Below are 25,366 nucleotides of genomic sequence, written 5' to 3' on the forward strand. Positions count from 1 at the left end.
TCAGGGCAGCGGCCGAGTGGTCAGCAGTCCCTTGGTGAGATCACGCTGAAGCTGTTCGAGCAGTGACCGGCGGCGCAGCGGCGGGCTGTCGGCGTGCGCTTCCTGCGCGACGCCGCCCAGGACGTCGGCCAGTGCCGCGGTCGACGTCCAGCGCGGCTGCCAGTCCAGTTCGGCGCGGGCGCGCGAGCAGTCCAGCAGCGGCACGCTGAACGCCATGTCCAGCCACCCGCGGTCGATCGGCTGCAGCCGCGCCCGCCAGCTCACGTCCACCAGCGTGCCGAGTAGCCCGGACGGCACGTGGACAGCCTTGGCGCGCATCACCTCCGCGACCGCATCCCGGGTCAGCGGCGGCTCGGCGGACAGGTTGAACGCACCGGTGGCGCGCCGCTCGATCGCTGCGATGAATGCGTCGGCCACATCGTCGCTGTGGATGAGCGGAATGCGCAGCTGCCGGTCGAGCGGCAGCACCGGCAGCCACGGCACGATCCGCATGGGCACGAAACCGGGCAGCGAATACCGCATCAACCCACTCGCCGCGGCATGTTGGACGATGAAACCCGGCCGCATCCGGGTGATCGGCACGCCGGTGTCCCCGTGGTCGCGTTCGTAATCGTCGAGCAGCGCCTCGGCGGCGGCCTTGTTGCGGCTGTACGGCGAGGTCGGAATGCCTGCGGTCGACCAGCTTTCGTCGACCCGCTCACCGTACCGACCGGCCGCATAGGTGCCGACCGACGACATGTGCAACAGCTGGCCGACCGAGACCGCGTCGGCCGCCTGCAGCACCGCGGTGGTGCCGCCGACGCCCTGGCGCCGCAGATACCCGGTATTGCGCGTCGGCTGAAAACCCCAGGCCAGGTGCACCACGGCGTCGGCGCCGTCCAGGATCGGCCGGAGCCGTACTCCGGTGTCCTGTTCGGCGAGGTCGAGGCTGTGCCACTGCACGCGCTCGTACACCCCGGCGGGTCGCGGCGGCCGGCGCACCACACCGACGAGGTCGTGCTCCGCGGTTTCCTGCAGCCGCCGCAGCAGTGCCGTTCCGACGTTGCCGGAGGCACCGGTGATGGCGATCCGCATGGTCAGGCCGTCACCGGGGTGGCCGCCACCGGATCCGGTTGGGGCACAGCGCTTCTGCGGCGCTTGACGATGACGGCCGCAGCGGCCCCGAGCGCGGTGGCACCCACGATCAGGGTCGGCCACCACAACGCCTGGGCGATCACGATCCGGCGCTGGACCTTGAGGCCGAACCGGGTGGCCGACTTTGCCTTGGCGGTGACACTCACAAGCGTTCTCCCATCTGAGGACTGGGCTCGGCGATACCCTCATCGTCGCGACCGGAAACGTCCGTATCACCGGGCTGCTCCTCGAAGCTGACGTCGACCCGCTGGAACCCCTTGGCCTGCTGCGCCTCGGCCTGCCCGGCATACATGCGACGGTCGGCGGCGGTCAGGTCGACATTGTCGGTGAACGGGGTGAGCAGCGCGCGCGGATGCAGCCGATCCACCCGCACCGCGTTGATCTGGGCGCAGATCAGCAGCGAGGTGGACACCAGGTACAGGAACGCCAACAGGCCCAGCACGATCGCGAACACGCTGTTGGTCACGCTGGCCGAGGCCACCACATGCGAGACGTAGCTCGCGCCGAACCACTGCAGCAGCTGCCACAGCGCGGCGGCGATCAGTGCGCCGGGCAGAACCTGCAGGACGGTCAGCGACCGCACCGTCGTCACCCGGAACGCCACCACCACCACCGCGGTGTTCAACGCCAGCGAGGCGATGACGACGCCGCTGGTACCGATGAAGCCCAGGTCGGCCCAGCTGCGGCCGATGGCGGTCAGCACGGTGGTGGCGATCAGCGCCGAGCCGAGCACGAACAGCAGCATCAGGCTGCGCAGCCGTGCCCGGATCGGGTCGGGCCGCACATAGCGCGGGACCGCCCACACGGTGTCCATCGCGTTCTGCAGCGCGGTGCCGGCGCCCAGGCCGCCGTAGAGCGCACCGACGATGCCCACCACCACGGCGGTCGTGCCACCGCTGAGGGCGCTCGGCTCGCTCATCTGCTCGCCGAGCAGTGGGAACTGGCTGAGGGCCGAGTCCAGGATCTGCTCACGCCACTCCGGCCGGTCGCGCAGCACCACTCCGAGCGCGGTGGTGAGCAGCAGCAGCACCGGGAACAACGAGACGAAGGTGTAGTAAGTGATCAGCGCGGCCAGGTAATTCGCCTGGTCGTCGATGTACTTGTAGATCACCGCGATGAAGAAGCCCGCCGCACGGCTGCGCTGCTGCACCCGATCAAGCCATCCCAGCATCGCGACCTCCGCCCCGTACGCGACCCTGCGCCGCCGGCGTGGGATACCCGTTCGGCGGCCCATCCTCACGCCCGCACGGGCAAACGTTTCCCGGTCGTGCAACCCGGGTAGCCGCGAACCGCTGATACGGAGGAGGACAGCAGATGACTGCACCGGACAACGGCGACAGCAACGACACGCCGGACGACCAGGGGAACGGGCCAGTGCCGCCGGCCAACCCGGCGTACGCCACCCCGCCTCCCGAGGGCCTACCGGACGCCGACAACTATTAATGGACGGCAGCGGTTGCCCTAGGGTTGCCCGGTGACCGCTGATCTTGATCGGGCGATAGCCGGCACGGGGCTGCAGACCTATCTGCAGCCCCTGGTTTCGCTGTCCGATCACGCCGTCATCGGCTACGAGGCGTTGTCCCGCTGGCCTGCGCTGGACGTGGGCACCGCCGAGGTCTTCGCATACGCGACGCAAGTCGGGCGCGTGGACGAACTGGAATCCCGATGCGTCGACAGCGCCATCGCGGCGGCCGAGGCCGCGCCGATCGCCGCCGGATCGATCCTCGCGCTCAACAACGAGGCCGCCACCGCACCGATCAACCGGCGCCGCAATCCCGCGCTGGCCAGAGCGGCCGAGAATTACCAGATCGTGGTCGAACTGACCGAGCGCGACCTGTTCGCCAGTCCGGCTTCGTTGCTGCACAAGGTGGACGCGCTGCGGGCCGACGGTTTCGTCATCGCACTCGACGATGTCGGTGCCTTCCGTGACTCGTGCGCCGCGCTCGACATCATCCGCCCCGACCTCGTCAAGCTGGACCTGACGCTCGTCCAGGCCAGCCCGACCGTCGAGCAGGCCCGAATCCTGACTGCGGTCATGGCGCACCGCGAGCGCTCGGCGACGGTCATCCTCGCCGAGGGCATCGAAACGGCGGCCCATCTGGAGCAGGCCAAGGCACTGGGCGCCGACCTGGGCCAGGGGTATCTGTTCGGGCGGCCGTCGACGACGCCGGAGCCCGGCGGCGCCGGCGGCTGGACATTGCCGAGCACGCCGCCGGACACGTCCTACCGCAACGGCACACCGTTCGACGGAATTCCGGCGACGGGGAACATCCGAACGGCGCGCAAGGAGACCCTGCTCGCGTTCTCCCGGGCGATCGAGCAGCAGGTTCACAATGCCGCGGACCACCAGATCGTGCTCACAAGTGTGCAGCACGGCCGGTTCTTCACCGGCCGGACCGCCGATGTCTACCGTGCCCTCGCCATCACGAACCCGCTGGTGACGGTGTTCGGCCACGATCTGCCCCGGACCGGTGACGAGCTCGTGCTGCAACCACTGGCAGCCGATGACCCACTGGCTGCGGAATGGCTGGTGGTGGCGATCGGTGGTCATACCGCGGTGGCGTTGATCGCGCGCGAGCGAGCGGGCCGGCAGCGCGCCGATGCGGACCGCGAGTTCGATTTCGTCATCGCCCACGACCGACAGCTGGTCGCCGACGCCGCCCGCAACCTGATGGCGCGCATCCCGCGCGCCTGAGTCAGGACCCGTCCACCTCGATGCGGTCCCCGCCGGCCCGCTTGGCGGCATACATCGCCCGATCAGCGGCGTCCAGCAGATGTTCGGTCAGCTCGATGGTGTCCACCGGTGCGTGTTCGACCACGGTGGTGCAGGCGATGCCGATGCTGGCGGTGAACGGGGCGGGCGCGGTCGGGAAGTGGCTGCGCAAACGCTCGGCGACGTGCACGGCGATGGCGGTCTCGCCGACGTCGACGATCGCGAACTCCTCGCCCCCGATGCGTGCGAGCACCGCCTGCGCCGACGCCGCATCGCGCATCATCTGCGCCAGCGCGACCAGAACATCGTCACCGAAGGCATGCCCGTGCGTGTCGTTGATGGCCTTGAAGTCGTCGATGTCGACCATCGTCATGCACAGCTGCATTCGCGCGGCCGGTGCCGCGGAGCCGATGAGTTGGCCGACCGCTCGGACCAGCCCCCGGCGGTTGGCCAGCCCGGTCAGCGGATCGACATCGGACTCCACGGCGGCGTCGCTGAGCAACTGCACCAGAATGCGCAATGTCATCGGGACCACGATCACCGCCGCGAGCCGCAGGGCGCCGTCGGCCACGCCCTCGAATGGGTCGCCGTGCGTTGCCTCGGTGACCATCCGCATGACGATGGGCACGGTGGCCAGCCCGATCACCACGGTGAGGTGCGGCAGCGTGTGGACACACGCCACATAGCTCGCGGTGAGGGCGAAGGCGACGGTGCCAGTGAAGGGTCGGTCCTCGATGATGTACAGCACGCAGTTGATCGCGATGCTGGCGTTGAGCGTGATGACGATGAACTTCGACTGCCCATAGGTCGGCCAGGCGGTGAACCACCAGCACCCGAACGCCAGGGCGATACCGCCGCACGCGATGGTGACCAGCCGGATCGAGAGCGTGGTGACGCCCTCGGGGCTCAACGCCATCAGGATGGGCCACGCCCCGATCGTCAGGCAGGCGAAGCCGACACCGATCCGGGTGAGCCGCCCGTACCCGCTGTCCTCGACCAGTTGGATCAGCCAGTCGTAGCGGTCCGGCTGGCGCCACCACTTGGCAAGCGTGGCGGCCACGGTCGAACGGCGCACGGATGTCTCCCCCAGACGGCTCTGCTGTCACCACAGAGTCCGCCGCCATTGGACCACGCCCTGCAGACCGGGTCGCCCGAATGAACGGTCTGTGTGCCGCCGATCGCTCAGGCGGTGAAGCTTTGGTCCCGCTGACTGCTTAACGCGGCTGCCGACCTTGCCAAGCTCACCTGATGCCGGGACACCGCAGCCTGCTGCCAGCGACACTGAGCCCGGCTCTACCCGCTGCCGGGCGCGTCCAAACTGCGGCAATGAACCGGACCGCCCGGCTTTTCGTTATCGGGACATGTGCTGTTCCGCAGACGTACAACCCTTAAGGTGGCGGGATGACGTCCTCCCAGACAGGCGATCTGGCCCACCGCATGGCGGACCTGGCTCGCACGGTCGCGCTGCAGAGCGTCGATGACGTCCTGCGCGATGTCACGTCGGCGGCGATCGAGCTGATCCCCGAGGCCGATACCGCCGGCATCCTGCTGATCGGCAAGGACCACCGGTATCAGTCGGTGGCCACGACCAGCGATCTGGTGCACACACTCGACGATCTGCAGATGACGTTCGAGGAGGGGCCGTGCGTGCAGGCGGCCCTCGACGACGTGGTCGTGCGCACCGACGACTTCCGCGACGAGCCACGCTGGCCGAAGTATTCCCCGGCGGCGCTCGAACTTGGCGTGATGAGCGGCCTGTCGTTCAAGCTCTACACCGCCAACCGGACCGCGGGGGCGCTCAACCTGTTCAGCACCCACCCCAATGTGTGGAGCGCCAAGGCCGAGACCACCGGCATCGTGCTGGCCGCGCACGCGGCGGCCGCCATCCTGGCGAGCAGGCAGACCGAAGAGCTGGAGTCGGCGGTGGCCAGCCGGGACCGGATCGGTCAGGCCAAGGGCATCATCATGGAACGCTTCAAAATCGACGACGTACAGGCATTTGCATTGCTGCGCAAGCTGTCTCAGGACAGCAACACAAAACTGGCCGACGTCGCCGGCCAGGTGATCGCCACCAGCCTGGAGCCGTCCTAAGTTTCCGAGCGGGGTGGCCAGCTCTCGGTGATCAGATCGGTCACCGCCGCCACCCAGACGTCGTCGAGGGCGGCATCGCGGCGCATCAGGATGCGGAAGATCGCGCTGCCGGCCACCACCTCGGCGAGCAACGGCAGATCGTCGTCGCCCCGGCGTTCCTGGCCGAACCGGGTCTCGAAAGCGGTCAGATTGCCGGTGAGTCGGCCGATCATCGATGCGTGCAGTTCGGGGTCGGCCACCGTGTCGGCGATCAACCCCGGTAGCGCCACCCGGACCTCGGGCCGGTCGAAGACGGCGCGGACCGTCTCCACCATCGCCTGGATGTCGCGCCGGATGTCGCCCGCGCCGTCGGGCGCTGGGATCGCCACATCCGACAGGACCGCCTCGTGGACGAGGTGGACCTTGCCCGACCACCGCCGGTAGATCGCCGTGGTGGTCGTTCCGGCGCGCGCGGCGATGGCCGACAGCGACAGTGCGGGATAGCCCTTCTGCAGCAGCAACTCGCGGGTCGCCCCGATGATCGCGGCGTCGATCCTGCCATCGCGTGGCCGGCCCGCCTGCGCGAGGACTCCCTTGCCATCGGCACGGTCGTCTGGTGTCATGATGCCCAGCATAATTCCAATACAGGTCGTATCGTATTTGAAAGGCCGCCGTTCGATGCACCTCAGTTCGCTCGATGAGTACCCGATCCATCAGGAGCCGGTGCCCATCGCATCGCCCGCCTCATCGGACCGCAACTTCTATGACCGGTCCTATTTCAACGTCCTGGACCGCGCCGGCGCCTTCATGGCGCTCACCGGCATCGGCTACTACCCCCGGCTCGGAGTGAAGGACGCCTACTTCCTGGTCCGCCGGGGCGACACCCAGACCGCCGTCCATCTCAGCGACGCGATCGACGACGACCGGCTGAACCAGCACGTCAACGGCTACCGGCTCGACGTGGTCGACCCGCTGCAGGAACTGCGCCTCACGCTGGCGCCGACCGAGGGCATCGCTGCCGACCTCACCTGGCGCGGGTTGTTCCCCGCCGCGCTGGAACAACCGCACCAGATGCTCACCGAGCGGCGAGTGACGTTGCAGGCGTGCCGATTCGCGCAGGTCGGCAGCTGGCAGGGTTGGATCGAGGTGGACGGTGAACGGCTGACGGTCGAGCCGGACACCAGCGTCGGGGCCCGCGACCGGTCCTGGGGTATCCGTCCGGTCGGCGAGACCGAACCGGCCGGTCGCCCCGACGCCGCCTTCACAGGCATGTGGTGGCTGTACCTGCCGCTGGCCTTCGACGACTACCAGCTGTTCCTGATCATCCAGGAGGATCCGGACGGCCACCGCAGCCTGTATGACTGCACCCGCCGGTGGCGCGACGGCCGGGTCGAACAGCTCGATGGGGTGCGCGCCACCATCCACTACACCCCCGGCACCCGGATCCCCTACGGGGCGCATGTCGAGTTCATGAACCGCGCCGGTGACCGGATCCGGCTCGACATCGAATCGAAGCTGTTCGCGCCCATCGCCTTCGGCTCCGGCTACGGCGGTGATGCGACCTGGGCGCACGGCACCTGGAAGGGCGGCGCGTTCGCCGAGCGGGTCAGCTTCGACCTGACCGACCCCGCGGTGCTGGCCCGGGCCCCGTTCAGCCTCATCGATCACGTCGGCAGCGCGGTCTGCACCGAGGAAGACGGGACCACCCGCCGTGGCTCGGGACTGTTCGAGCACGCCGTCATCGGACCCCATCACCCGTCGGGTTTCACCGACTGGACCGACGTGGCCGGTCGATAGAACGCCATGGATACGCAGACAATGGATTTCGACGACATCATCGACGCCCGGTTCGGCGGCAAGGCCGCCGGGCTGGCCGAACTGCGGCGGCTCGGGCTGGCCGTGCCGGAGGGTTTCGTCATCAGCGATGGCCCCGACTCCCTCGGAGGCGCGGTCACCAGATTCACCGAGATGGCCGCCGCGGGACTGACTCCGGTGGCGGTCCGCTCCTCGGCGGTCGGCGAGGACGGTGACGACCAGTCCTTCGCCGGGCAGTACGACACCGTGCTCGGCGTGGACTCGGTCGAAGGGTTCACCGACGCCGTGCAGCGGTGCGTCGCATCGAGTCGATCGCGACGCGCCGCGTCCTACAGCGGCCGGTCCACAGCCACCATGCATCTGGTGGTCCAGCGGATGGTCGATGCGCGCGCCGCCGGGGTGGTCTTCACCGCGGACCCGAGCAGCGGTCGGCGCGACGTCATGGTCATCGACGCCATCGCCGGACTCGGCGAGGCACTCGTCGACGGATCGGCCTCCCCCGACCACATCGTCCTGCATGCCGACGGCAGCACCGCCATGGCCGAAATCATCGGTGCGCCGGTGCTCTCCGACGACGAGGTTGCCGAGATCCGCGCCGACGCACTGCGAGCCGCCGCACACTGGGGCCGCCCGATGGATCTCGAGTGGGCCATCGACACCGCGGGAACGTTGTGGTGGCTGCAGGCCCGCCCGATCACCACGCTGCCCGGTGACCTCAACGAGATGGACTCGCCGCTCGCCGGCGCCGATCACGTCTACACCCGCTGCAACATCGGCGAGATGATGCCGGGCGCGTTCTGCCCGCTGACCGCCTCGGTGTCCGGGTACGCCATCGACTACGCGATGCAGATGACCCAGGTGGTGGCGCGCGCCCAACCCCGCTACGCGACACCGTGGTTGCAGGTCGGCTATTTCTACGGCCACATGTTCCTGAACCTGACGGAGGGCACCGCGCTCAGCTCGGGAATCCTGGGCAACTCCCGCGAACAGTTCTCGATGTCCATCTGCGGACGCGTCGTCGACGAGCTCGAACCCCGCCCGCCGCAACCCTTCCTGCGAAAACTCGGCAACACGATCCGGTTGGTGTCGCACGCGCTGTCCGTCGGCCCCGAGATCCGCCGCCTCGACGACCGGATCAACGGCTATGCCGTCCCGACCGGTGAGAACGCCGCAGAGGTGTTGCGGCAGCTGGAAGCCGGGGTGCAACTGTACTGCGATGTCACCCTGATCCACGTCCGATCCTCCTCGCGTGCCGCGGTGGCCGCGAACGTTCTGGAGAGCACCATGATCAAGCAGGCCGTCAAGGGTGGCCGCAGCGCGCAGGACGGTCAGGCCGAGGCGATGCGCCTGATGGCCGGCGCCACCGACGTGGAGAGCGCGATGATGCTCGAGCAACTGCGGGCCGTCGTCCGCACGCTCGCCGGGGATTCGGCCGCCACCGAGCAATTCCTGTCCGGCGCCCCGGATGTCGCGGTCGAACAGCTGCGGTCGGCCGGCACCCCCGCCGCGGATGCGTTGCGGGCTTTTCTGGATCGGCACGGCCATCGGGGATACCGCGAGCTGTGCATGCGGGATCCGTCCTGGGCCGATGACCCGGCCGGGCTCGGCACATTGATGCAGGCGATGGTGCGCGCCGAGCTGTCCCCTGCCGGCCGCCCAGCCGGGCACGACGCGGCCGGGCAGACCGCCTCGCGAGCCGCTGGTTTCCTCGCCCGACTGGCCCGCGGCGGGGCGCGCGGACGGGAGGAGACGAAGGCCAAGATGGCCTTGATGGCGCATGCCCTCAAACGCGGCTACCGGCACCTCGGTCAGGTACTCACCCGGTCGGGCCGGTTGCCCGATGCCGATCTGGTGTTCTTCTTCGACCGAAGCGAGCTCGCGTCTGTTGTCGGCGGCGGCGACATCTCCGACCTGGTGCACCGGGCGCAGGCGCGTCGTGCGGCACTGGCCTATCAGGACGCGCTGGAGTTCGCCGATGTGTCGGTGGGGCGGCCCACACCACTCATCGCGCCGCCGGCCGCCGCCGACGCCGACACCATCGTCGGTCGCCCGGCCGGCCGCGGATCGGTCGAAGGCGTTGTCAGAGTGGCCAAGTCGGTCCACGACGCGCGCGATGTGCAATCCGGTGAGATTCTGGTGGCACCGGTGACCGATGTCGGATGGACACCGTACTTCGCCGTGATCTCCGCCCTGGTCACCGATATCGGTAGTTCGGTGTCACACGGTGCGGTGGTGGCCCGCGAGTACGGACTGCCCTGTGTGGTCAACACATTGGTGGCAACGCAAATCCTGCGGACCGGCGACCGGGTCCGGGTCGACGGTGACCGCGGGGTGATCACCCGTCTGGCATGACGACCTCGGCACCGTCACGCCGCAAGCACGAACGACAGGAAGAATCCCGCCGCCGTGGCGAACGCGTTGTACGGACGGCCGTGCTCGAATGCCTCCGGCATCAGCGTATCGGCCAACGATGCGAGTACGGCACCACCGGCGAAGGCCAAGGCCACGGCAAGCACATGCGGACTGAGTTGGTCGGCGGTGACCCGTCCCGCCACCACCGCAGCGGCCAGCAGGAGTGCGCACGCGACCCAGGTCGCCATGACGGTGCGTGCCTGCATCCCGGATTCGCGCATGCTGATCGCACCCACCAGTGCCTCCGGCAGGTTGGAGAAGAAGATGGCGACAAGCAGGGACAACGACGCCCCGCTGACCAGGGACACGCCGAGCGCGATGTTCTCCGGAACCCCGTCGAGGGTGACCGCGGCCAACAGCGCCAACCCCACCCCGCGGCGGGCCCCGGCCGCGGCCACCTCACGCTGTTCGGGCCCTGATCTGCCCGCGACATAGCGGTCCAGCATGGTGTCGGCCAGCACGAACGTCGCCGCACCGGCCAGCAGACCCAGCCCGGCGCGCGCCGCGCCACCCAAATGGAACGCATCCTCGAACAATTCGAACGCCAACGCCGAGATCAGGGCGCCACTGGCGAAGGCCAGCAGCACGCCGGTCACCGTCTTCGACGGACTGAACCGCGTTCCGACCGCTGCGCCCAGCACCAGTGCGCTGGACGCGGCCACACCGAACACCACCGCTGTGAGCACGATGCCCCCCTTCCAGGGCCTGTCCGCTCGGGGATCGAGCGCTCTGCCCGCCGGGAGATACCCATCTGGCGCAACTCCTCACCACTTTGCGCAGGGCCGTCGATGTCGGCTTTCGTCGGCCGCCGGGGCGGGTACTGATCGGCCATGATCGGCGGGGGAACGACGTGACCGGGCAATCCGGGTGTCCGAAACGGATGGACTACGGGCCATGCGGCGGGGTGCGCCCGGACGGTGCGTGCGAGATGCGTCCCGGCCCATGCGCGTTCCCGGAGGTCGTGCCCTGGGACGACGCGGCCGCGGCCGAATCGACGCTGCGTGCACCGCGCGTGCTGACCGACTTCAGTTGCACGCCGTTCGACCACGCCGATGTGCGCGCCACCGCGGGCATCCTCGCCGCGGGCTGCGACGCCGTGTTGGTCGGCGAGCACCAGAACAAGCCCGACTTCCCGCCCACCCAGATGGGCTCGTTGCTGCTGGAGTGCGGCGTCTCACCGTGGATCACGCTGTCCTGCCGGGACCGCAACCGCGTTGTCCTGGAACAGGAATTGCGTGGGCTCGGCAGCCTGGGTATCCGCACCGTGTTCTGCGTGACCGGCGACGGCCGCGGCTACGACGTCCGCCCAGAAGTGACGCAGACCTTCGACCTGGACGGTCCGCGCCTGGTGGCGCTGGCCGCCGGCCTCGGCATGACACCGGGTGTGCCCGAAACCCCCACCGCGCCGCCCATCTCCGGTCGGCCCGTCCGGCTGGTGCACAAGCAGCGCGCCGGCGCACAGCTGGCGGTGCTCAACCATGTCCCCTACCCCGCAACCATCGCCGAGTTCATGGCCGCCGCTCGCGCAGCCGGTCTGACCATCCCGGTCATCGCCGCCGTCGCGGTGTTCACCGACCACGTATCCGCCGCCGTACTGCAGGGCCTGCCCGGCCTCGAGCTCGACCCCGAGGTCACCGAAAGTGTGCTCGCCGCAGCCGATCCGATCGAGGCAGGCATCGATGCGGCAGTCGCCGAGGCGCGCGCCCTGCTGGCGATCGAGGGTGTCGACGGGGTCAACATCTCGGGTCTGGCATCTGCCGCCGGTCCGCGACAGGGCGCGGAGATCAAAGCCGAAGTCGGCAGGCGGATGCGGGAGGTCATCCGATGAGCGAGGCGCTGTCGGCCGAATTCGACACCGTCGCGGACTGGACGGCACGCGTGGCCGTCGATCTGGGGCACGAGTACTACATTCCCGCAGCCTGCCGCGGCAGCGGTAGTCCGGCCGCGCTGGACTGGTTGATCGAACGGATGGCACTGCGGCCGGGTGACCTGTTACTGGACTGCGGGGCCGGCGTCGGCGGGCCCGCCGCTTATGTCGCACAGCAGCACGGGATCCGGTCGGTGCTGGTGGAGCCCGAGCAGGGTGCCTGCCGGGCGGCCCGAATGCTGTTCGATCACAACGTCATCCAGGGCGTGGGGACCGACCTGCCGATGGCGGACGCCTCGTGTGACGGCGCGTGGGCGTTGGGGGTGCTCTGCACGACGGCCGAACAGCGCAGCCTGCTCGCCGAACTGCGCCGTGTCGTGCGCCCCGGTGGGCGCGTCGGCCTGCTGGTCTTCGTCGCCGAGCACCCGATCTCGACCGAGTACGTCGAGGACAACCACTTTCCCACCGCCGAGCAGCTGTCTCGGCTGCTTGCCGACGCGGCGCTGGCCGTCGAGGACCGGTTGAGCACCGCGGAACTGCCCGCCATCCCGGCGGGGTGGAGCGAACGCGTCGAGAAGGTCACCGCGGTACTCGACGAACGCTACGGCCACACCCCGGTCTGGCAGCTGGCCGATCGGCAGGCCGGCCGGATCGGGGCGTTGCTGAGCGGGGGCGAGCTGCACGGCGAGCTGCTGGTGCTGAGGCCGGCCGAATGAGTCAGCGCACGTTGCCCGCGCCGCACCGGTTCTGTCGACAGTCCGGTAAACGACGAGAAGTCCACTGCGAACCGGGTGGCTGCGGCGATGATTTATTCTCACCATTCATGGACGATCGGTCCGTCCCCGAGTGGGTCGAACTGCTGAACGAGCTGGCCGGCGATTTGCGGCATCAACGCAACACCCAGGCCACGCTGAATGCCATCATCGCCGGCGCGGTCGACCTCATCCCCGGCGCCTCGTGGGCCGGTGTCTCGGTGGTCACCGACGGCGAGGTGCAGATCGAGGCGGCGACCGACCCGGTCGTCACCACGCTGGACAGGTTGCAGGTGTCGCAGGGCGACGGACCGTTCGCGCAGGCGTTGCACCGGCACCGCAGCGTGCACGTAGCCGATATGACGGCCGACTCGAGATGGCCGGCGCTGGGACGCGCGGCGGCCGATCTCGGTGCGCACAGCGCACTGTGGTTCCGGTTGTTCTTCCAAGCCGGCCGGCTGGCGGTTCTCACGATCTACGGCGCCGAATCACATGCCTTCGCCGCCGACTCGTTGGTGATCGGCGATGTCCTCGCCCAACATGCGGCATCCGCCCTCATCGGCGCGGAGGCCGCCGATCAGTTCAATCAGGCGCTGGCAAGCCGCGACGTTATCGGGCAAGCTAAAGGCTTGTTGATGCAGCAGCGCCAGCTCAGTGGATTGCAGGCCTTCGAACTCATGATTCGCACGTCCCAGGATGCCAACATCAAGTTGGTCGACATTGCTCGCTGGGTGGTCGCCGAACACGAGAACGCGCTGGAGTCCGACACCCAAAGCCGCGGATGACGCACACCGAGACCGGCAGCCCGTCGTTCGCCGCCGGGGACGTCTTCGCCGCTGATCCCGAGGTCGGCCGCGACCTGGCCCGGGTGGACTGGGCGGGCACCCCGCTGGGCGATCCGTCGGGTTGGCCGCAGAGCCTGCAGACCGCGGTACGCATCCTGCTGCGCTCGCGCTTCTCGATGTGGATGGCCTGGGGCCCGGAACTGACCTTCTTCTGCAATGCCGCCTATCGGAAGCAGACGCTGGCCGACAAATACCCGTGGGCGCTGGGCCGGCCGGCCCGCGAGGTGTGGGCCGAGATCTGGGACGACATCGGCCCACGCATCGATCATGTCTTCGGCACCGGCGAAGCGACCTGGGATGAGGGCCTACAGCTCATCCTCGAGCGGTCCGGGTTCCCCGAGGAGAGCTACCACACCTTCTCCTACAGCGCGCTCAGCGACGACGACGGTCGCATCGTGGGCATGCTGTGCGTGGTCAGCGAGGACACCACCCGGGTCATCGGCGAGCGTCGGATGACCACGCTGCGCGAGCTGGGTTCCGATCCCGATCTGTTGCCCTCGGAGGAGCAGACGCTGCAGACCGCGGCGGCGAAGTTGAGCCGCAATCCCTACGATCTGCCGTTCGCGCTGCTGTACCTGTTCGACGGTGACGGCCACGCCCGGTTGGTCGCCGGCTCCGGTCTGCCGATCGGACATCGCGCCGCTCCGGATGTTCTGGACGTCGTCAGCAACCGGATCTGGCCCTGCGGGCCGGCGCTGGAGGGTCGGTCGACCGTGATCGAACTCGACAGCGCACCGTTCGACGGGTTGCCCAGCGGACCGTGGCCCGAGCCGCCCACCCGAGCGCTGTTGACGCCGCTGGTGCAGCAGGGGGTGGCGCCCTACGGCGTGCTGATTGCCGGACTGAACCGGTACCGGCCGCTCGACGACGCCTACCGTGGTTTCATCGACCTGGTCGCCGGTCACATCGCCGGTGAGATCGGCAGTGCCCGCAGCTATCTCGCCGAGCAGCGCCGCGCTGCTGAACTCACCGAACTGGACCGCGCCAAGACGGTGTTCTTCTCCAACGTCAGCCACGAGTTCCGGACTCCGCTGACGTTGATGCTGGGCCCGGTCGCCGAACTGCTGGGCGGCGACGACGCGAGACTCGACGCCGATATCCGCCGCGATCTGGAGATCGTGCAGCGCAACGGGTTACGGCTGACCAAGCTGGTCAATACACTGCTGGACTTCGCGCGTATCGAGGCCGACCGGATGCAGGCCCGCTACGTCCCGCTGGATGCGCCGACGCTGACCGCGGAACTGGCCAGCGGCTTCCGCTCCGCGGTCGAGCGGGCCGGGTTGACGTTCGTGGTGGATTGCCCGCCGCTGGATGAACCGCTCTACCTCGACCGCGACATGTGGGAGAAGGTGGTGCTGAACATCCTGTCGAACGCGGTGAAGTTCACCGCCGAAGGTTCCATCACGGTACGGACGGGGCGCGACGAATCGCATGCCGTCGTCACCATCGCCGACACCGGTATCGGTGTCTCGGCCGCCGAACTGCCGCGGCTCTTCGAGCGCTTCCACCGCATCCCGGCCACCTGGGCGCGCTCCCACGAGGGCAGCGGTATCGGTCTGGCGCTGGTGCGTGAGCTGGTCACCCTGCACGGCGGCACCATCACGGCCGAGAGCGCCGAGGGCGTCGGCACCACCTTCACGGTGCGCATCCCGTTCGGCACCGCTCACCTTCCTCCGCAGTCCCTCGGCGCGAGAGCAGAGGGCGGTGACTCCCCATCGCCCGCACAGGCGGCCAATCCGTATCTGGAAGAGGCACTGCGCTGGCTGCCGGATGCCGAGGGCGGCGATGAGGCGCCGGCCCAGGCTGCCGTGCCGAGCACAGCGGCGCGGGTGCTCGTCGCCGACGACAACGCCGACATGCGTCGCTACATCACCCGATTGCTCACCGGCGCAGGGTATGTCGTCGAGCAGGCCGCCGACGGCCGGCACGCGTTGGACATCATCCGCAACCATCCGCCCGAACTGGTGGTCAGCGATGTGATGATGCCGTACCTGGACGGACTGGAGCTGGTCGCCGAGCTGCGCCGCGACCCGCGTACCGCGGCGCTGCCGGTGCTGTTGCTGTCCGCACGCGCGGGCGCCGAGGCCTCCATCGACGGCCTGCGTGCGGGCGCCGACGATTACCTGGTCAAGCCGTTCGCCGCCTCGGAATTGCTGGCCAGGGTGCAGGCCAACATCACGCTCGCCCGCGTGCGCGGTCACCACGAACGCTGGCATGACGCGCTCATCGACTCGCTGCAGGAAGCGTTCTTCATCTGCGACGAGAACGGCGCGGTCATCGAGATCAACGCGGCGTTCACCGAGATCCTGGGCTACGGACCGGACGGGTTGCCCTACGCCGCGGTCCATCCGTGGTGGCCGGACGCGATCACCGACCCCGAGGCCTACCAGCTGGTACAGGCGGCGTTCGAGGATCTGCTGCACAGCGACCGGGGCGTGTACACCGTGCCGGTCACCCACCGCGACGGGCACCGACTGTGGGTGACGTTCACCTTCACCCACGCCGCGGACCCGTTGAGCGGGCAGCGGCTGACCGTCGGCACGCTGCGTGACGCCACCGCCGAGCACTACCGCCGGCGGCGCGACGCGGCACTGGCCGACCTCAACCACGCACTCGTCAACGCCGAAACCGTCGATCAGGCGGTCGAATCCACCGCCGCGGTCGTGCGCGAAATCTGGCAGGCCCGCCGGGTCGTCGCTGCGCTCTTCGCCAATGCCGATGTCGCCGGGGAGCCGCACATCGTCGTGGCGGGTGAACCGATCACCTGGACCGATCTCCCGGTCGCCAAGCGCCGTTTCATCGAATCGCTCTGCGACGCAGACCTGTTGACGCCGCTGACCGGCGGACCCGGCACGGCCGCGATCGCCGTCCAGCATCCCGACGGGCTGCTGGTCCTCTGGATCGAGCTGGCCGAGAACCGTCCGTTCACCAGCCCGGACAACACCTTGTTGGCAATGCTGGCCGGCCACTTCGGGCAAGGACTGCATCGCGTTCACCGCCTCGACCAGCAGCACCGCACCGCGGTCGCACTGCAACACGCCATACTCGGCCCCGCCGTGCTGCCCAACGGTTTCATGGCCCGCTATCGTCCCGCCACCACGCCGCTGCAGGTCGGCGGCGACTGGTATGACGTCATCGACCTGGCCGACGGCCGCACCGGTCTGATCGTCGGTGACTGCGTCGGACATGGGCTCGATGCCGCCACCGTGATGGGGCAGCTGCGCAGCGCCTGCCGTGCACTGCTGCTCGAAAACCCCTCCCCTGCAGCGGCGCTCGTCGGTCTGGACCGATTCGCCGTGCAGCTCACCGGAGCTCGGTGCACCACGGTGTTCTGCGCTGTCCTGGACACCGACTCAGGGCAGTTCACCTACTCCAACGCCGGCCACCCGCCGCCGATCATCCTCGACGCCGACGGTTCGGTGCGCACGCTGACCGAGGGACGCGGCATCCCGGTCGGCGTCCGCCCCGGCCGGACTCGCACCGATGCCCACACCGCACTGTCAGGACGGGCGACACTGCTGATCTACACCGACGGACTCGTGGAGCGCCGCGGCGAATCACTCGATGTAGGCATCACCCGCGCCGGCGACCTGCTGGTGGAGGCGAGCACCGCGGAGCAGTCCGAGGGTCTGGCCGACCGGCTGATCGACCAGATGACGCCGCCAGGGGGGTACTCCGACGATGTCGCGATGTTGCTCTATCGCCACCCTGGCCCGTTACACGTCAGCATCCCCGCGGAAGTGGGCCAGTTGGCCACCACCCGAGATGCCCTGCGCATCTGGTTGCAGCGCAACGACATCGGAGCCGAGCAGGTGCAGGATCTGCTGGTGGCCGTCGGTGAGGCCATTGCGAATTCCATCGAACACGGCCACCGCGGCGGTCGGGCCGGGTCCGTCACGCTCACCGGCACGGCCCACGGCGCGCGTGTGCACATCCGCATCGTCGACACCGGCGAGTGGAAGCCCGCAGAAGAGGTGCCGCACCCCACCCGCGGGCGGGGCCTGAAACTGATGCGCGCGCTCACCGAGGACGTCGCCATCCACTCCGATTCCCTCGGCACCACCGTCGACATGCACGCGAGGATCAGCTGATGAACACCGAACTCACCCTCGACCAGACCCGGTCCGATGACGGTGCGCTGGCCCTGGCCGCCACCGGTGAGATCGATCTCAGCAACGTCGGAATCTTCACCGCCGGCCTGGAAGCCGCGCTGCGTCAGACCGGGGATGTCTTGACCGTCGACCTCACGGAGGTGAACTACCTCGACAGTGCGGCCATCAATGCGCTCTTCCTGCACGCCGATCAGATCCGGATCGTCGCCAACCGGCTGCTCAACGCGATTCTCACGCTGAGTGGATTGGCGGACCTGGTGCCGGTCGACATCGTGGGCGGCTCCCCCACGTAGCGACAGATCCCGTCCGAAACGGGGTCACGCCTCGCGCGTCGAGGCAGGACACGTCGCGCAGTTCTCGAAATCCAGGCACACCGTCGTGCCGGTCTCGGTGCCCGTGACCGAGAACTCATCACACAGTGCCTGCATCAGCCGGAGTCCTCGCCCGCGGGCGATGTCGGCGGGCTGGCTGTGCGGGTCCACCCAGCGACCGTGGTCGCTGACGCACAGGTGCACCGTGCTGGTGTCGATGTCGTAGGCGGCATCGACCGTCATCGGGCCGGGGCCGTCGTGGTTGCGGTAGGCATGGTCGGCGCAGTTGGCCAACGCCTCGTAGGCGGCCAGCACGATGTCGGAGGCCCGTTCGGCGTCGGGATGGACGGAATCGTGCAGCCACTCGCCGACCCGCCGGCTGGCGTCCCCCGCGGCTGCGGCGTTGGCCGACACCGTCAGCGACATATCTGTGTCGCCGACCGCGCGGGGAGTTTGGCAATTTCTCGACATTGACGGCGGGCATACCCACTTTTCACCATTTCAGTCATCGCTGCATCAAGATCACACGGGCATAAACGCGACGTCGAATGGGCATGTAAAGGCCCGAGGCACTTCACCAGGTCGCTACACGACAGATCTTGACGCCTCGCGTCCGGTCGCCATGGCCGTCGTCGGGCCCCGCCGACACCGGACTTGACACAACCCGCAGCGGCGCGGAGATGGCAGGAGTGGTGATGGACGGGACACCCGGATCAATCGGCGAAGACAGCCGGCTCGACGCGGTACGCCGGTATCGCACCGTGATCGGGCCCGACGACCATGTCCTTGCGCGCATCTCGGATGTCCTTGCCGAGGTGTTCGACGTGCCCATCTCGGTCATCTCCCTCGTCGGCGCCGGCGACATCTGGTTCGTGGGCAGCCACGGTCTACCGGGCCTCACGCGCGTCGACCGTGACGAGGGTTTGTGTGCCACCGCCATCACCAGCGACCGGCCCTATGTGATTCCCGACTGCCGCAGCGACGCCCGCACCACCGGAAACCGGTTCGTGCGCGAGTACGGCGTCCGCTTCTATGCCTGTGTCCCCCTGATCACCTTCGACGGATATCACATCGGCGCGGTGGCGGTGATGGACAACGAGCCGCGTCCCTACCCCGCGTCATCGCTGTTGTCGATCATGACGAATCTGGCCGTCGTGGTCGCCGAGCAACTGGAACTGCGACTCTCGTCCTCGGAGGCATTGGACGTCGAACACGGCCTGCGCATCGGCGCCGAGGCCGAACTCGACTCGGCGCGGGCCGACCGCGACGCCGCACGCCGCGAGGCCGACAGTGCTCAACTGGCTCGCGACCAGGCCCGCTCCGACCGGGATCTGGCCCAGCGGGATCGCGACCAGGCCCGTGACGACCGTGACGAGGCGCGACTGGACCGCGACACCGCCGAGCGTGAACGCGACACCATCGACGACTACGCGACGACATTGCAGCAGGTACTGCTGCCGCCCCAGCTGCCCGACATCCCAGGCCTGGAGATGGCCACCGGATACCACCCGGCGTCGCCGCGGGACGTCAGCGGTGACTTCTACGACGTGTTCGCTCTCGATGAGCAATGCTGGGGCCTGTTCATCGGCGACGTGCAGGGCCACGGGGTGCAGGCGGCGGTGCTGACCACGCTGATCCGGTACACCCTGCGATCGGCGCTGCTGCATCACCGCGAACCCGGCGCGGCCCTCACCGAGCTCAATACCGTGCTGTTGCGCGAGCTACGACCACGCCGGTTCGCCACGGTGCTGCTGACCACGCTGCACCGCGCCAAGGACGGCCGGACCGAACTGACGCTGGCCACCGGTGGCCACCCACCCGCGCTGCTGATCGACCCGGGCACGGCGACGGCCGCACCGATCCGTCCCGATACCGGCATGCTGGTCGGCGCGACCCCGCACGCCACGTTCGGCACGCGCACGCTGACCCTGGAGCCCGGGCAGACGCTGCTGTTCTACACCGACGGGCTGACCGAGGCACGCCGTGGCGCAACACCTTTCGATGACGGTGAGCTGGCCACCTACGCCGCCGCGCGGGCGGCGCTCAGTGCGGGTCCGCTCATCGACGACCTGGCCACCCTCATCCCGAAGCTGGGGCCGACGGACGATATCGCGCTCCTGGCGCTCACGGTCGAGGCCTGATCACCACGAGTCGACGGCGGACAGGGCCTCGTCGCGCGTCGGAAACACGTCGATGACGTCGGCGACGCCGATCAACCGCAGCGGGCGCGCCGTCGCGGGTCCGTCGGCGACGACCGCGAATCGGGTGGTGGGGTGGTGCTGCGCCGCCACCAGCACGCCGATACCGACCGACGCCAGGAAGTCGACACCCAACAGGTCGACAACGACCGCCGGCGGCGCGTCGGTCATCACAGATTCGATCGCATCCTCCAGTTGCGAGACCGTCAGCGTGTCGATCGTGCCGGACGCGGTGATGACGCACGTCGCGCCCGTCTGACCCACAACCACCCTGCAGTTTCCACCCGAACGTGCCGCATGGTCGCTCACCGCGGCCTCCAATCTCCCCGCCCCTCGATTCCGGTGGATCATAACCGTTACCGGCGGTCCCAGGAATTCGTGTGCCCGCGCACCGGGCCGGGCGCGTTCCAACGAGCCCGCATTGGGTACCTGTTCACCCATGGCTGATGAATCCTGGACTGTCGAGATCGGCGAGGTCGACGACCCGCAGAACACCGGGATACCACCGGTGCCGACCAGCGTCTATCAGGGCGATGAGGAGGGGGCGCGCGCCGAATTCGCCGACAGGTCCGCCGAGGCCGAGGACGCCGATTACCGATACGTGATGTTGAGGCAGCTCGGGGCTGTGATCGACTGCTGGGGAACGCCGCCCGCAGTGGGATGACCGCCGGCGCCTCAGTCGTCATCCATGGACGCAACCACCCGGTGCGCGACATCGGCGAGCTTTTCGTTCGACTCCTGCGACAAGGTGACCAACAGGTTGAAGGCCGACACCGAGTCGATCTTGAAGCGTTCCATGATGATTCCCTTGGCTTGTCCGATTTCGTCGCGGCTCGACAGGGCCGCTTCGAAGTGCGCCTCCGCCTCCGCCCCGAACAGCGCGATCGAGGCATGCTGGGCCACGATGCCCCCGATGCGATGCGAATCGTCGGAGAACACACCGGGTTCTCCACCGTAGAGGTTGAGCGCTCCGAGATTCTGCTGGAGCACGAACAGCTGGAACGACAGCAGGCTGTGCACCCCGAGATCCAGAGCCGAAGCCGTGAATCGCGGCCAGCGCGTCTCCGCCGCCATGTCGGCGATCAGCACGGTGTGGTGTTCACGCAGCGAACTCAGGCACGGCCCCTCGTCGAGTTCGGTTTGGAGCAGGTCCAATGTGGCGACCAGCGGATCGCTGGGCGCGCGGGGTTCGACTTTTCGGCCTTCCAACAGCGACACGCCCGCCCACCGCGTCCCCGGAACGATGCCGACCGCACCCCTGACCAGCATGGTGAGCGTGGATTCCGTGCTTGTCTGGTCCTGCATGGCCAGGGCGAGATCGCCCACGGCCCGAGCCAGATCATTCCCCCGATCGACCACCTGTCGACAGTAGTCCTGCGTTCGCGTGGTCACCACCGTTCGTACCCCACAGATCCCTTGGACGCCGATGGTCGGACGGAGGCATGATCGGTGTGGTGGACCACAACGACGCGGACCTCGACCGGCGAATAGGCGCGGCCGATCCGTCGCCATCAGCCAGGAGCCGGACCCGACCGCCATCGGAGCGAGCACCACAGCGCCTCTGCGACAACGGATTTCGCATGCGGCGTTGGTCAGTTCGACGGCCATACCGACGGCACCGGACGCCCCCGCCTCGCGCATCTATGCCAGCCACGACCGGCGGACGTGCCGCCCCCCGCCGCCGACCCGGACGAACGTCCGGCCATCAGCCCCGGTCGGGACTGTCATGTAGCAGTTGCTGTGCGCTCTGGGTGTTCTCGGCGTGCGCGGCCGCCATCATGATGTCATGCGCCGCAGCGGGTGCGGTGCCTGTCGGCACGACGAGCAGGGTGAGACGATCACCGGTGCGACCGGTGATGTCGATGGTGTCGACCGGCTGGCGATGGTACCCACCGAGACGCGCGCTGAGCCCGCCGACCGAGATCCGGCGCGGCGTGGCGGTCCAACTGTCGATGTTGTACGACACGCGCATGGGCTGTCCCAGACGAACTGCCAACACGGGCAACAGATCTGACGCCGAGTCGGCGAGATCCGGCGTCGTCGGCCACCAGGCCCCGTCCACATGACCGGGGCGGGATCCCTTGGGTTTGAGGCGCAGCCGCGGGGTACTGAGCGGAGCGCTGGGGTTGTTGGCTTGCCGTGACGTCATGGCGACGTTCCATTCTCGGCCAGAAACGGCCACTTCATCGAAATCGGCGACGAATCAACTCAGTTAGCCGATTGCGGTAGTCACCTGACACAACCATACCTTGTCTGCGACGGTCCTGGTGCCCGCGGGCAGGCCGGTCTCGGCCATGGTCGCAGCGTAACGTCGGGTGATGACCCGAACACCGCCGTTGGCGTGGCTGTACCGACTCGATCGACATCAACAGGCTGAGCTGCTGGCGAAACCGCATGCCTATCTGCCGGCCACTGTGGCGCACAGAATCACCGGCCAGACCAACCTGGACCCGCGCGACTGCACAGCGCGACCCCCGCGGCGTCAACTGCGACCGGAACAGGCCAACCTCCTCGAAGAGGAACGGTTGCGCCTCGACGACTGGTGGAGTGCGCTGCCGGCCGCGACGCGCGCAGACCTGTTGCGGACCCGCCACACCGCTGTCCCAGAACGCCACCGCAGTGCTGTCCTGGCGATGACGCCCGGCGAGCATCATGCGTCCAGAACCGATGCCGCCAACCCGCACCGGGTTTCGGGCATCGTCGCCGCCTACCTCGAGATGGTGCATCATCACCGTCGACCGGCCGACGGCACCGCCGCCGCATCGCCGTAGCCGACTCCTGTCGAGCGCACTTTGCCGGGGAATAGCGGCCTGGCAAACTGAAGTTCATATGTCGATGTCCGATGAGCAGAGCATCCCTCCACTGCGCGCCACGGCTCGTCGGCGGCTGCTCACCTTCGGGCTTCCCCTCGCGGCGCTGGCCGTGCTGTACGTCGTCGACCTGGCCGCCACCGCGTCGAAGGTCCCCCGCGGGGTCACCGCGGCCGGTGTGCCGCTCGGCGGACTGACCGCGGCGGCGGCCGAACAGCGGTTGCGCGAGGCGATCTCCCCCCGGGAGAGCGAACCGATTCCGGTCACGCTGGGAGCTCTGTCGGCGACTGTGGACCCCGGTGACATCGGCCTGGCGGCAGACCCGGCCGCGACCGTCGCCCACGCGGGTGGGCAACCACTGAATCCGGCGACCCGGATCATCTCCTTCTTCGTGGACACCCCGGTGGAGCTGGTCACCTCGGTGAATCAGCAGGCGCTGACGGCCACACTCGACGACCTCGGTACCGCCGTTGCCGAAGAACCGGTGGAGGGTTCCATCGTCTTTGTCGGCGGGGAACCCACGCCCTCGGATCCACGGTCCGGATGGCGCCTCGATGTCCCGGCCGCCGCCGAGGTGTTCGTCCGCGACTGGGCCACCGGCCAGACGGTGGCGCTACCGATGCTGGAACGCCCGCCACAGACCACCGCCGCCGACATCGCGACGGCCCTCGACGAGATCGCCACCCCGGCGGTGTCGGGACCGATCACCGTCGAGGGCGCCGACGTCCGAGGAACCATCGCCGAAGACGTCGTCGCCGCGGCCCTCACCTTCACCCCGGAGCAGGGGCGGCTGATGCCCGAACTCGACGAGACGGTCATCGTCGACGCGCTACGCCCACAGTTGGCGCCCTCGGAGTTCCCGGTACGCAACGCCGACATCGACTTCGCGGCCACCCCACCGGTCAAGACGCCCGCACAGGACGGCCGCCGGCTGGATTACGACGCGACGCTGGAGAATCTCCTGGACGTGCTCGGGCGCGCCGACGACCGCCGGATCGATGCGGTGTACGTCGAGGAGAAGGCGACCTTCGGTTTCGACGAGCTGAACGAACTGGGCCCGGTCGAGGTCATCGGCGAGTTCCAGACCGGCGGCTTCTCGGGCGACTCAGGCCGCAACATCCGCCGTGCCGCCGAGCAGATCAACGGTGCGGTGGTCGGCCCGGGCGAAATCTTCAGCCTCAATGCCGCCACCAATCCGCGCAACGCCGCATCCGGATATGTGGAGGCCGGCATCATCGAGAACGGCCGTCCCGCCCGCGGCGTCGGGGGCGGGGTCTCCCAGGTGGCGACCACGCTGTTCAACGCCGCGTATTTCGCCGGCCTGGAGGACATCGAGCACCATGAGCACAGCTACTACATCAGCCGGTATCCGGCCGGCCGGGAAGCGACGGTGTTCGGCGACGTCCTGGATGTGAAGTTCCGCAACGACGGTCCGACGTCGGTGCAGATCCAGACCCAGTGGACCCCGAGCGCGGTGACCATCCGCGTGGTCGGCATCAAGCGGTACGAGGTGACATCGGCACAGAGCGCGCGCAGCCGCCCGACGAGCCCCCAGACGATCAGCATTCCGGCCGGTGAGGCCTGCAGCGCCAGCGGTGGTGCACCGGGTTTCACCATCACCGACACCCGCACGCTGCGCGACATCACCACCGGGGACACGCGGACCCAGTCGCATACGGTGACCTACGATCCGATTCCCCGGGTGGTCTGTGGCGGCTGAGCGTCAGCGTGCGGCGGAACCGCTTTCGCCGGCGATCGCCAGGTCGACCGTGTCGTAGAGCTGCAGCATGTGGTCGATGCCCAGTAGTTGCATCGGGCGCAGCGTCACCGGACCGTGGGCGACCACCCGGCAATCCAGCGACAACTCCCCGCACCGTCGGTGGGCCTCCATCAGGATGCTCATGCCCGCTGTCGCCAGGAATGTCACGGCGCTGAGGTCGAAGATCAGCAGCGCGGGCCGCTCGCGCAACACCGCCCCGACGCGCTCGGCCACCTGCGGCGCCGAGGCCATGTCGATGACCCCGCCCAGAGCGAGCACGGTGTACGTCGTTTCGACGTCGGTGTGCACGGTGAAGCCCGCCGGTTGCTTCGCCGTGTGAGAAGTCATCGTGCTGCCTCGCAGGTATGTCCAAATTGCCACCGGATTAATGTCCGTCCGGCCCGGATTCGAAACATCCCGGTAACGGTCGCGCGGCCTGCGTCGGTTGCTGGTCGGGAAATTGACGTGCACGAATGCTGCGAAACATGTTTGCCCGGCCATGGCGAGCGGGCATACTCCGAAGCGAGCGGCCAGTCCCCTGAGCGCTGGCTTCTCATTGAGTGCGGGT

The 25,366-nt window shown here is 68.5% G+C and carries 25 protein-coding genes; 14 read left to right on the forward strand and 11 right to left on the reverse strand.

Annotated features, from left to right (window positions below):
• Genes BST17_RS08695 through BST17_RS08705 form a run of 3 tightly spaced genes read right to left on the reverse strand, consistent with a single transcriptional unit; the run spans window position 1 to window position 2,305 of the window.
• Window positions 1–1,080 (reverse strand): NAD-dependent epimerase/dehydratase family protein, encoded by a 1,080-nt coding sequence (locus BST17_RS08695; RefSeq protein WP_207573602.1) that lies wholly within the window; start codon window positions 1,078–1,080, stop codon window positions 1–3.
• Complete coding sequence (locus tag BST17_RS08700; protein ID WP_083057169.1) at window positions 1,077–1,280, reverse strand: hypothetical protein; 204 nt, start codon at window positions 1,278–1,280, stop codon at window positions 1,077–1,079. The genes BST17_RS08695 and BST17_RS08700 overlap by 4 nt, the downstream gene beginning before the upstream one ends.
• Window positions 1,277–2,305 (reverse strand): YihY/virulence factor BrkB family protein, encoded by a 1,029-nt coding sequence (locus tag BST17_RS08705; RefSeq protein ID WP_083057171.1) that lies wholly within the window; start codon window positions 2,303–2,305, stop codon window positions 1,277–1,279. The genes BST17_RS08700 and BST17_RS08705 overlap by 4 nt, the downstream gene beginning before the upstream one ends.
• Window positions 2,306–2,448: 143 nt before the next feature.
• Here BST17_RS08705 and BST17_RS29850 point away from each other — a divergent pair, with 143 nt between their 5' ends.
• A complete protein-coding gene (locus BST17_RS29850; protein WP_264002181.1) occupies window positions 2,449–2,577 on the forward strand; it encodes a hypothetical protein in 129 nt (42 codons plus the stop codon).
• Window positions 2,578–2,608: 31 nt separating this feature from the next.
• Window positions 2,609–3,829: a sensor domain-containing phosphodiesterase gene (locus tag BST17_RS08710; protein ID WP_083057173.1), complete on the forward strand. Its 1,221-nt coding sequence runs from the start codon at window positions 2,609–2,611 to the stop codon at window positions 3,827–3,829.
• A 1-nt stretch (window position 3,830) separates the two neighbouring features.
• Here BST17_RS08710 and BST17_RS08715 read toward each other — a convergent pair whose 3' ends face one another.
• Complete coding sequence (locus BST17_RS08715; RefSeq protein ID WP_133053520.1) at window positions 3,831–4,922, reverse strand: GGDEF domain-containing protein; 1,092 nt, start codon at window positions 4,920–4,922, stop codon at window positions 3,831–3,833.
• A 326-nt stretch (window positions 4,923–5,248) separates the two neighbouring features.
• Here BST17_RS08715 and BST17_RS08720 point away from each other — a divergent pair, with 326 nt between their 5' ends.
• Window positions 5,249–5,938: a GAF and ANTAR domain-containing protein gene (locus BST17_RS08720; RefSeq protein WP_083057179.1), complete on the forward strand. Its 690-nt coding sequence runs from the start codon at window positions 5,249–5,251 to the stop codon at window positions 5,936–5,938.
• Here the strand turns inward: BST17_RS08720 and BST17_RS08725 are convergent.
• Complete coding sequence (locus BST17_RS08725; RefSeq protein WP_083057515.1) at window positions 5,935–6,540, reverse strand: TetR-like C-terminal domain-containing protein; 606 nt, start codon at window positions 6,538–6,540, stop codon at window positions 5,935–5,937. The two genes, BST17_RS08720 and BST17_RS08725, sit on opposite strands and share 4 nt — an antisense overlap.
• Window positions 6,541–6,595: 55 nt before the next feature.
• Here BST17_RS08725 and BST17_RS08730 point away from each other — a divergent pair, with 55 nt between their 5' ends.
• Window positions 6,596–7,714, forward strand: a complete 1,119-nt coding sequence (locus tag BST17_RS08730) for an Rv3169 family protein (RefSeq protein ID WP_083057181.1) — start codon at window positions 6,596–6,598, stop codon at window positions 7,712–7,714.
• 6 nt (window positions 7,715–7,720) lie between these two features.
• Window positions 7,721–10,084: a PEP/pyruvate-binding domain-containing protein gene (locus BST17_RS08735; protein ID WP_083057182.1), complete on the forward strand. Its 2,364-nt coding sequence runs from the start codon at window positions 7,721–7,723 to the stop codon at window positions 10,082–10,084.
• Window positions 10,085–10,098: 14 nt separating this feature from the next.
• On the opposite strand, the gene BST17_RS08740 is transcribed toward BST17_RS08735, so the two are convergent.
• Window positions 10,099–10,830, reverse strand: coding sequence for a ZIP family metal transporter (locus tag BST17_RS08740; RefSeq protein WP_083057184.1), 732 nt, complete (start codon window positions 10,828–10,830; stop codon window positions 10,099–10,101).
• 164 nt (window positions 10,831–10,994) lie between these two features.
• Between BST17_RS08740 and BST17_RS08745 the strand changes: the two genes are divergently transcribed.
• The 5 genes from BST17_RS08745 to BST17_RS08765 all read left to right on the forward strand — a co-directional run bounded on the left by BST17_RS08745 (window position 10,995) and on the right by BST17_RS08765 (window position 18,013).
• Complete coding sequence (locus BST17_RS08745) at window positions 10,995–11,972, forward strand: methylenetetrahydrofolate reductase C-terminal domain-containing protein (RefSeq protein WP_264002182.1); 978 nt, start codon at window positions 10,995–10,997, stop codon at window positions 11,970–11,972.
• Window positions 11,969–12,727 (forward strand): class I SAM-dependent methyltransferase, encoded by a 759-nt coding sequence (locus BST17_RS08750; RefSeq protein ID WP_083057187.1) that lies wholly within the window; start codon window positions 11,969–11,971, stop codon window positions 12,725–12,727. The genes BST17_RS08745 and BST17_RS08750 overlap by 4 nt, the downstream gene beginning before the upstream one ends.
• Before the next feature lie 107 nt (window positions 12,728–12,834).
• A complete protein-coding gene (locus tag BST17_RS08755) occupies window positions 12,835–13,548 on the forward strand; it encodes an ANTAR domain-containing protein (RefSeq protein ID WP_165762244.1) in 714 nt (237 codons plus the stop codon).
• Window positions 13,545–17,699 carry a SpoIIE family protein phosphatase gene (locus BST17_RS08760; protein WP_083057190.1) on the forward strand — a complete coding sequence of 1,385 codons (4,155 nt, stop codon included), beginning with the start codon at window positions 13,545–13,547 and terminating at the stop codon, window positions 17,697–17,699. The genes BST17_RS08755 and BST17_RS08760 overlap by 4 nt, the downstream gene beginning before the upstream one ends.
• Entirely contained in the window at window positions 17,699–18,013 is a 315-nt protein-coding gene (locus BST17_RS08765) for an STAS domain-containing protein (protein WP_083057192.1), read from the forward strand. The genes BST17_RS08760 and BST17_RS08765 overlap by 1 nt, the downstream gene beginning before the upstream one ends.
• Before the next feature lie 24 nt (window positions 18,014–18,037).
• Here BST17_RS08765 and BST17_RS08770 read toward each other — a convergent pair whose 3' ends face one another.
• Complete coding sequence (locus BST17_RS08770; protein ID WP_083057195.1) at window positions 18,038–18,457, reverse strand: ATP-binding protein; 420 nt, start codon at window positions 18,455–18,457, stop codon at window positions 18,038–18,040.
• Window positions 18,458–18,726: 269 nt separating this feature from the next.
• Between BST17_RS08770 and BST17_RS08775 the strand changes: the two genes are divergently transcribed.
• Window positions 18,727–20,172 (forward strand): SpoIIE family protein phosphatase, encoded by a 1,446-nt coding sequence (locus tag BST17_RS08775; protein WP_083057516.1) that lies wholly within the window; start codon window positions 18,727–18,729, stop codon window positions 20,170–20,172.
• On the opposite strand, the gene BST17_RS08780 is transcribed toward BST17_RS08775, so the two are convergent.
• A complete protein-coding gene (locus BST17_RS08780; RefSeq protein ID WP_276071485.1) occupies window positions 20,173–20,550 on the reverse strand; it encodes an STAS domain-containing protein in 378 nt (125 codons plus the stop codon).
• Between the two features lie 118 nt (window positions 20,551–20,668).
• On the opposite strand from BST17_RS08780, the gene BST17_RS08785 reads away from it, so the two are divergent.
• Window positions 20,669–20,893, forward strand: a complete 225-nt coding sequence (locus BST17_RS08785; RefSeq protein ID WP_083057197.1) for a hypothetical protein — start codon at window positions 20,669–20,671, stop codon at window positions 20,891–20,893.
• 11 nt (window positions 20,894–20,904) lie between these two features.
• Here BST17_RS08785 and BST17_RS08790 read toward each other — a convergent pair whose 3' ends face one another.
• Both BST17_RS08790 and BST17_RS08795 read right to left on the reverse strand, forming a co-directional pair.
• The gene (locus BST17_RS08790; protein ID WP_234807592.1) at window positions 20,905–21,837 is read right to left on the reverse strand and encodes a GAF and ANTAR domain-containing protein; all 933 of its coding nucleotides are present in this window, start codon (window positions 21,835–21,837) and stop codon (window positions 20,905–20,907) included.
• A gap of 97 nt (window positions 21,838–21,934) precedes the next feature.
• The gene (locus BST17_RS08795) at window positions 21,935–22,378 is read right to left on the reverse strand and encodes a DUF5994 family protein (RefSeq protein ID WP_083057198.1); all 444 of its coding nucleotides are present in this window, start codon (window positions 22,376–22,378) and stop codon (window positions 21,935–21,937) included.
• Between the two features lie 169 nt (window positions 22,379–22,547).
• Between BST17_RS08795 and BST17_RS08800 the strand changes: the two genes are divergently transcribed.
• Window positions 22,548–23,000, forward strand: a complete 453-nt coding sequence (locus tag BST17_RS08800; RefSeq protein ID WP_083057200.1) for a hypothetical protein — start codon at window positions 22,548–22,550, stop codon at window positions 22,998–23,000.
• A 64-nt stretch (window positions 23,001–23,064) separates the two neighbouring features.
• The gene (locus BST17_RS08805; protein ID WP_234807593.1) at window positions 23,065–24,759 is read left to right on the forward strand and encodes a VanW family protein; all 1,695 of its coding nucleotides are present in this window, start codon (window positions 23,065–23,067) and stop codon (window positions 24,757–24,759) included.
• 3 nt (window positions 24,760–24,762) lie between these two features.
• Here the strand turns inward: BST17_RS08805 and BST17_RS08810 are convergent, their stop codons facing one another.
• Window positions 24,763–25,146, reverse strand: coding sequence for an STAS domain-containing protein (locus BST17_RS08810; RefSeq protein WP_165762245.1), 384 nt, complete (start codon window positions 25,144–25,146; stop codon window positions 24,763–24,765).
• Window positions 25,147–25,366 lie beyond the last annotated feature (220 nt).

This window comes from Mycolicibacterium bacteremicum, from assembly GCF_002086115.1.
Classification (GTDB): Bacteria; Actinomycetota; Actinomycetes; order Mycobacteriales; family Mycobacteriaceae; genus Mycobacterium; species Mycobacterium bacteremicum.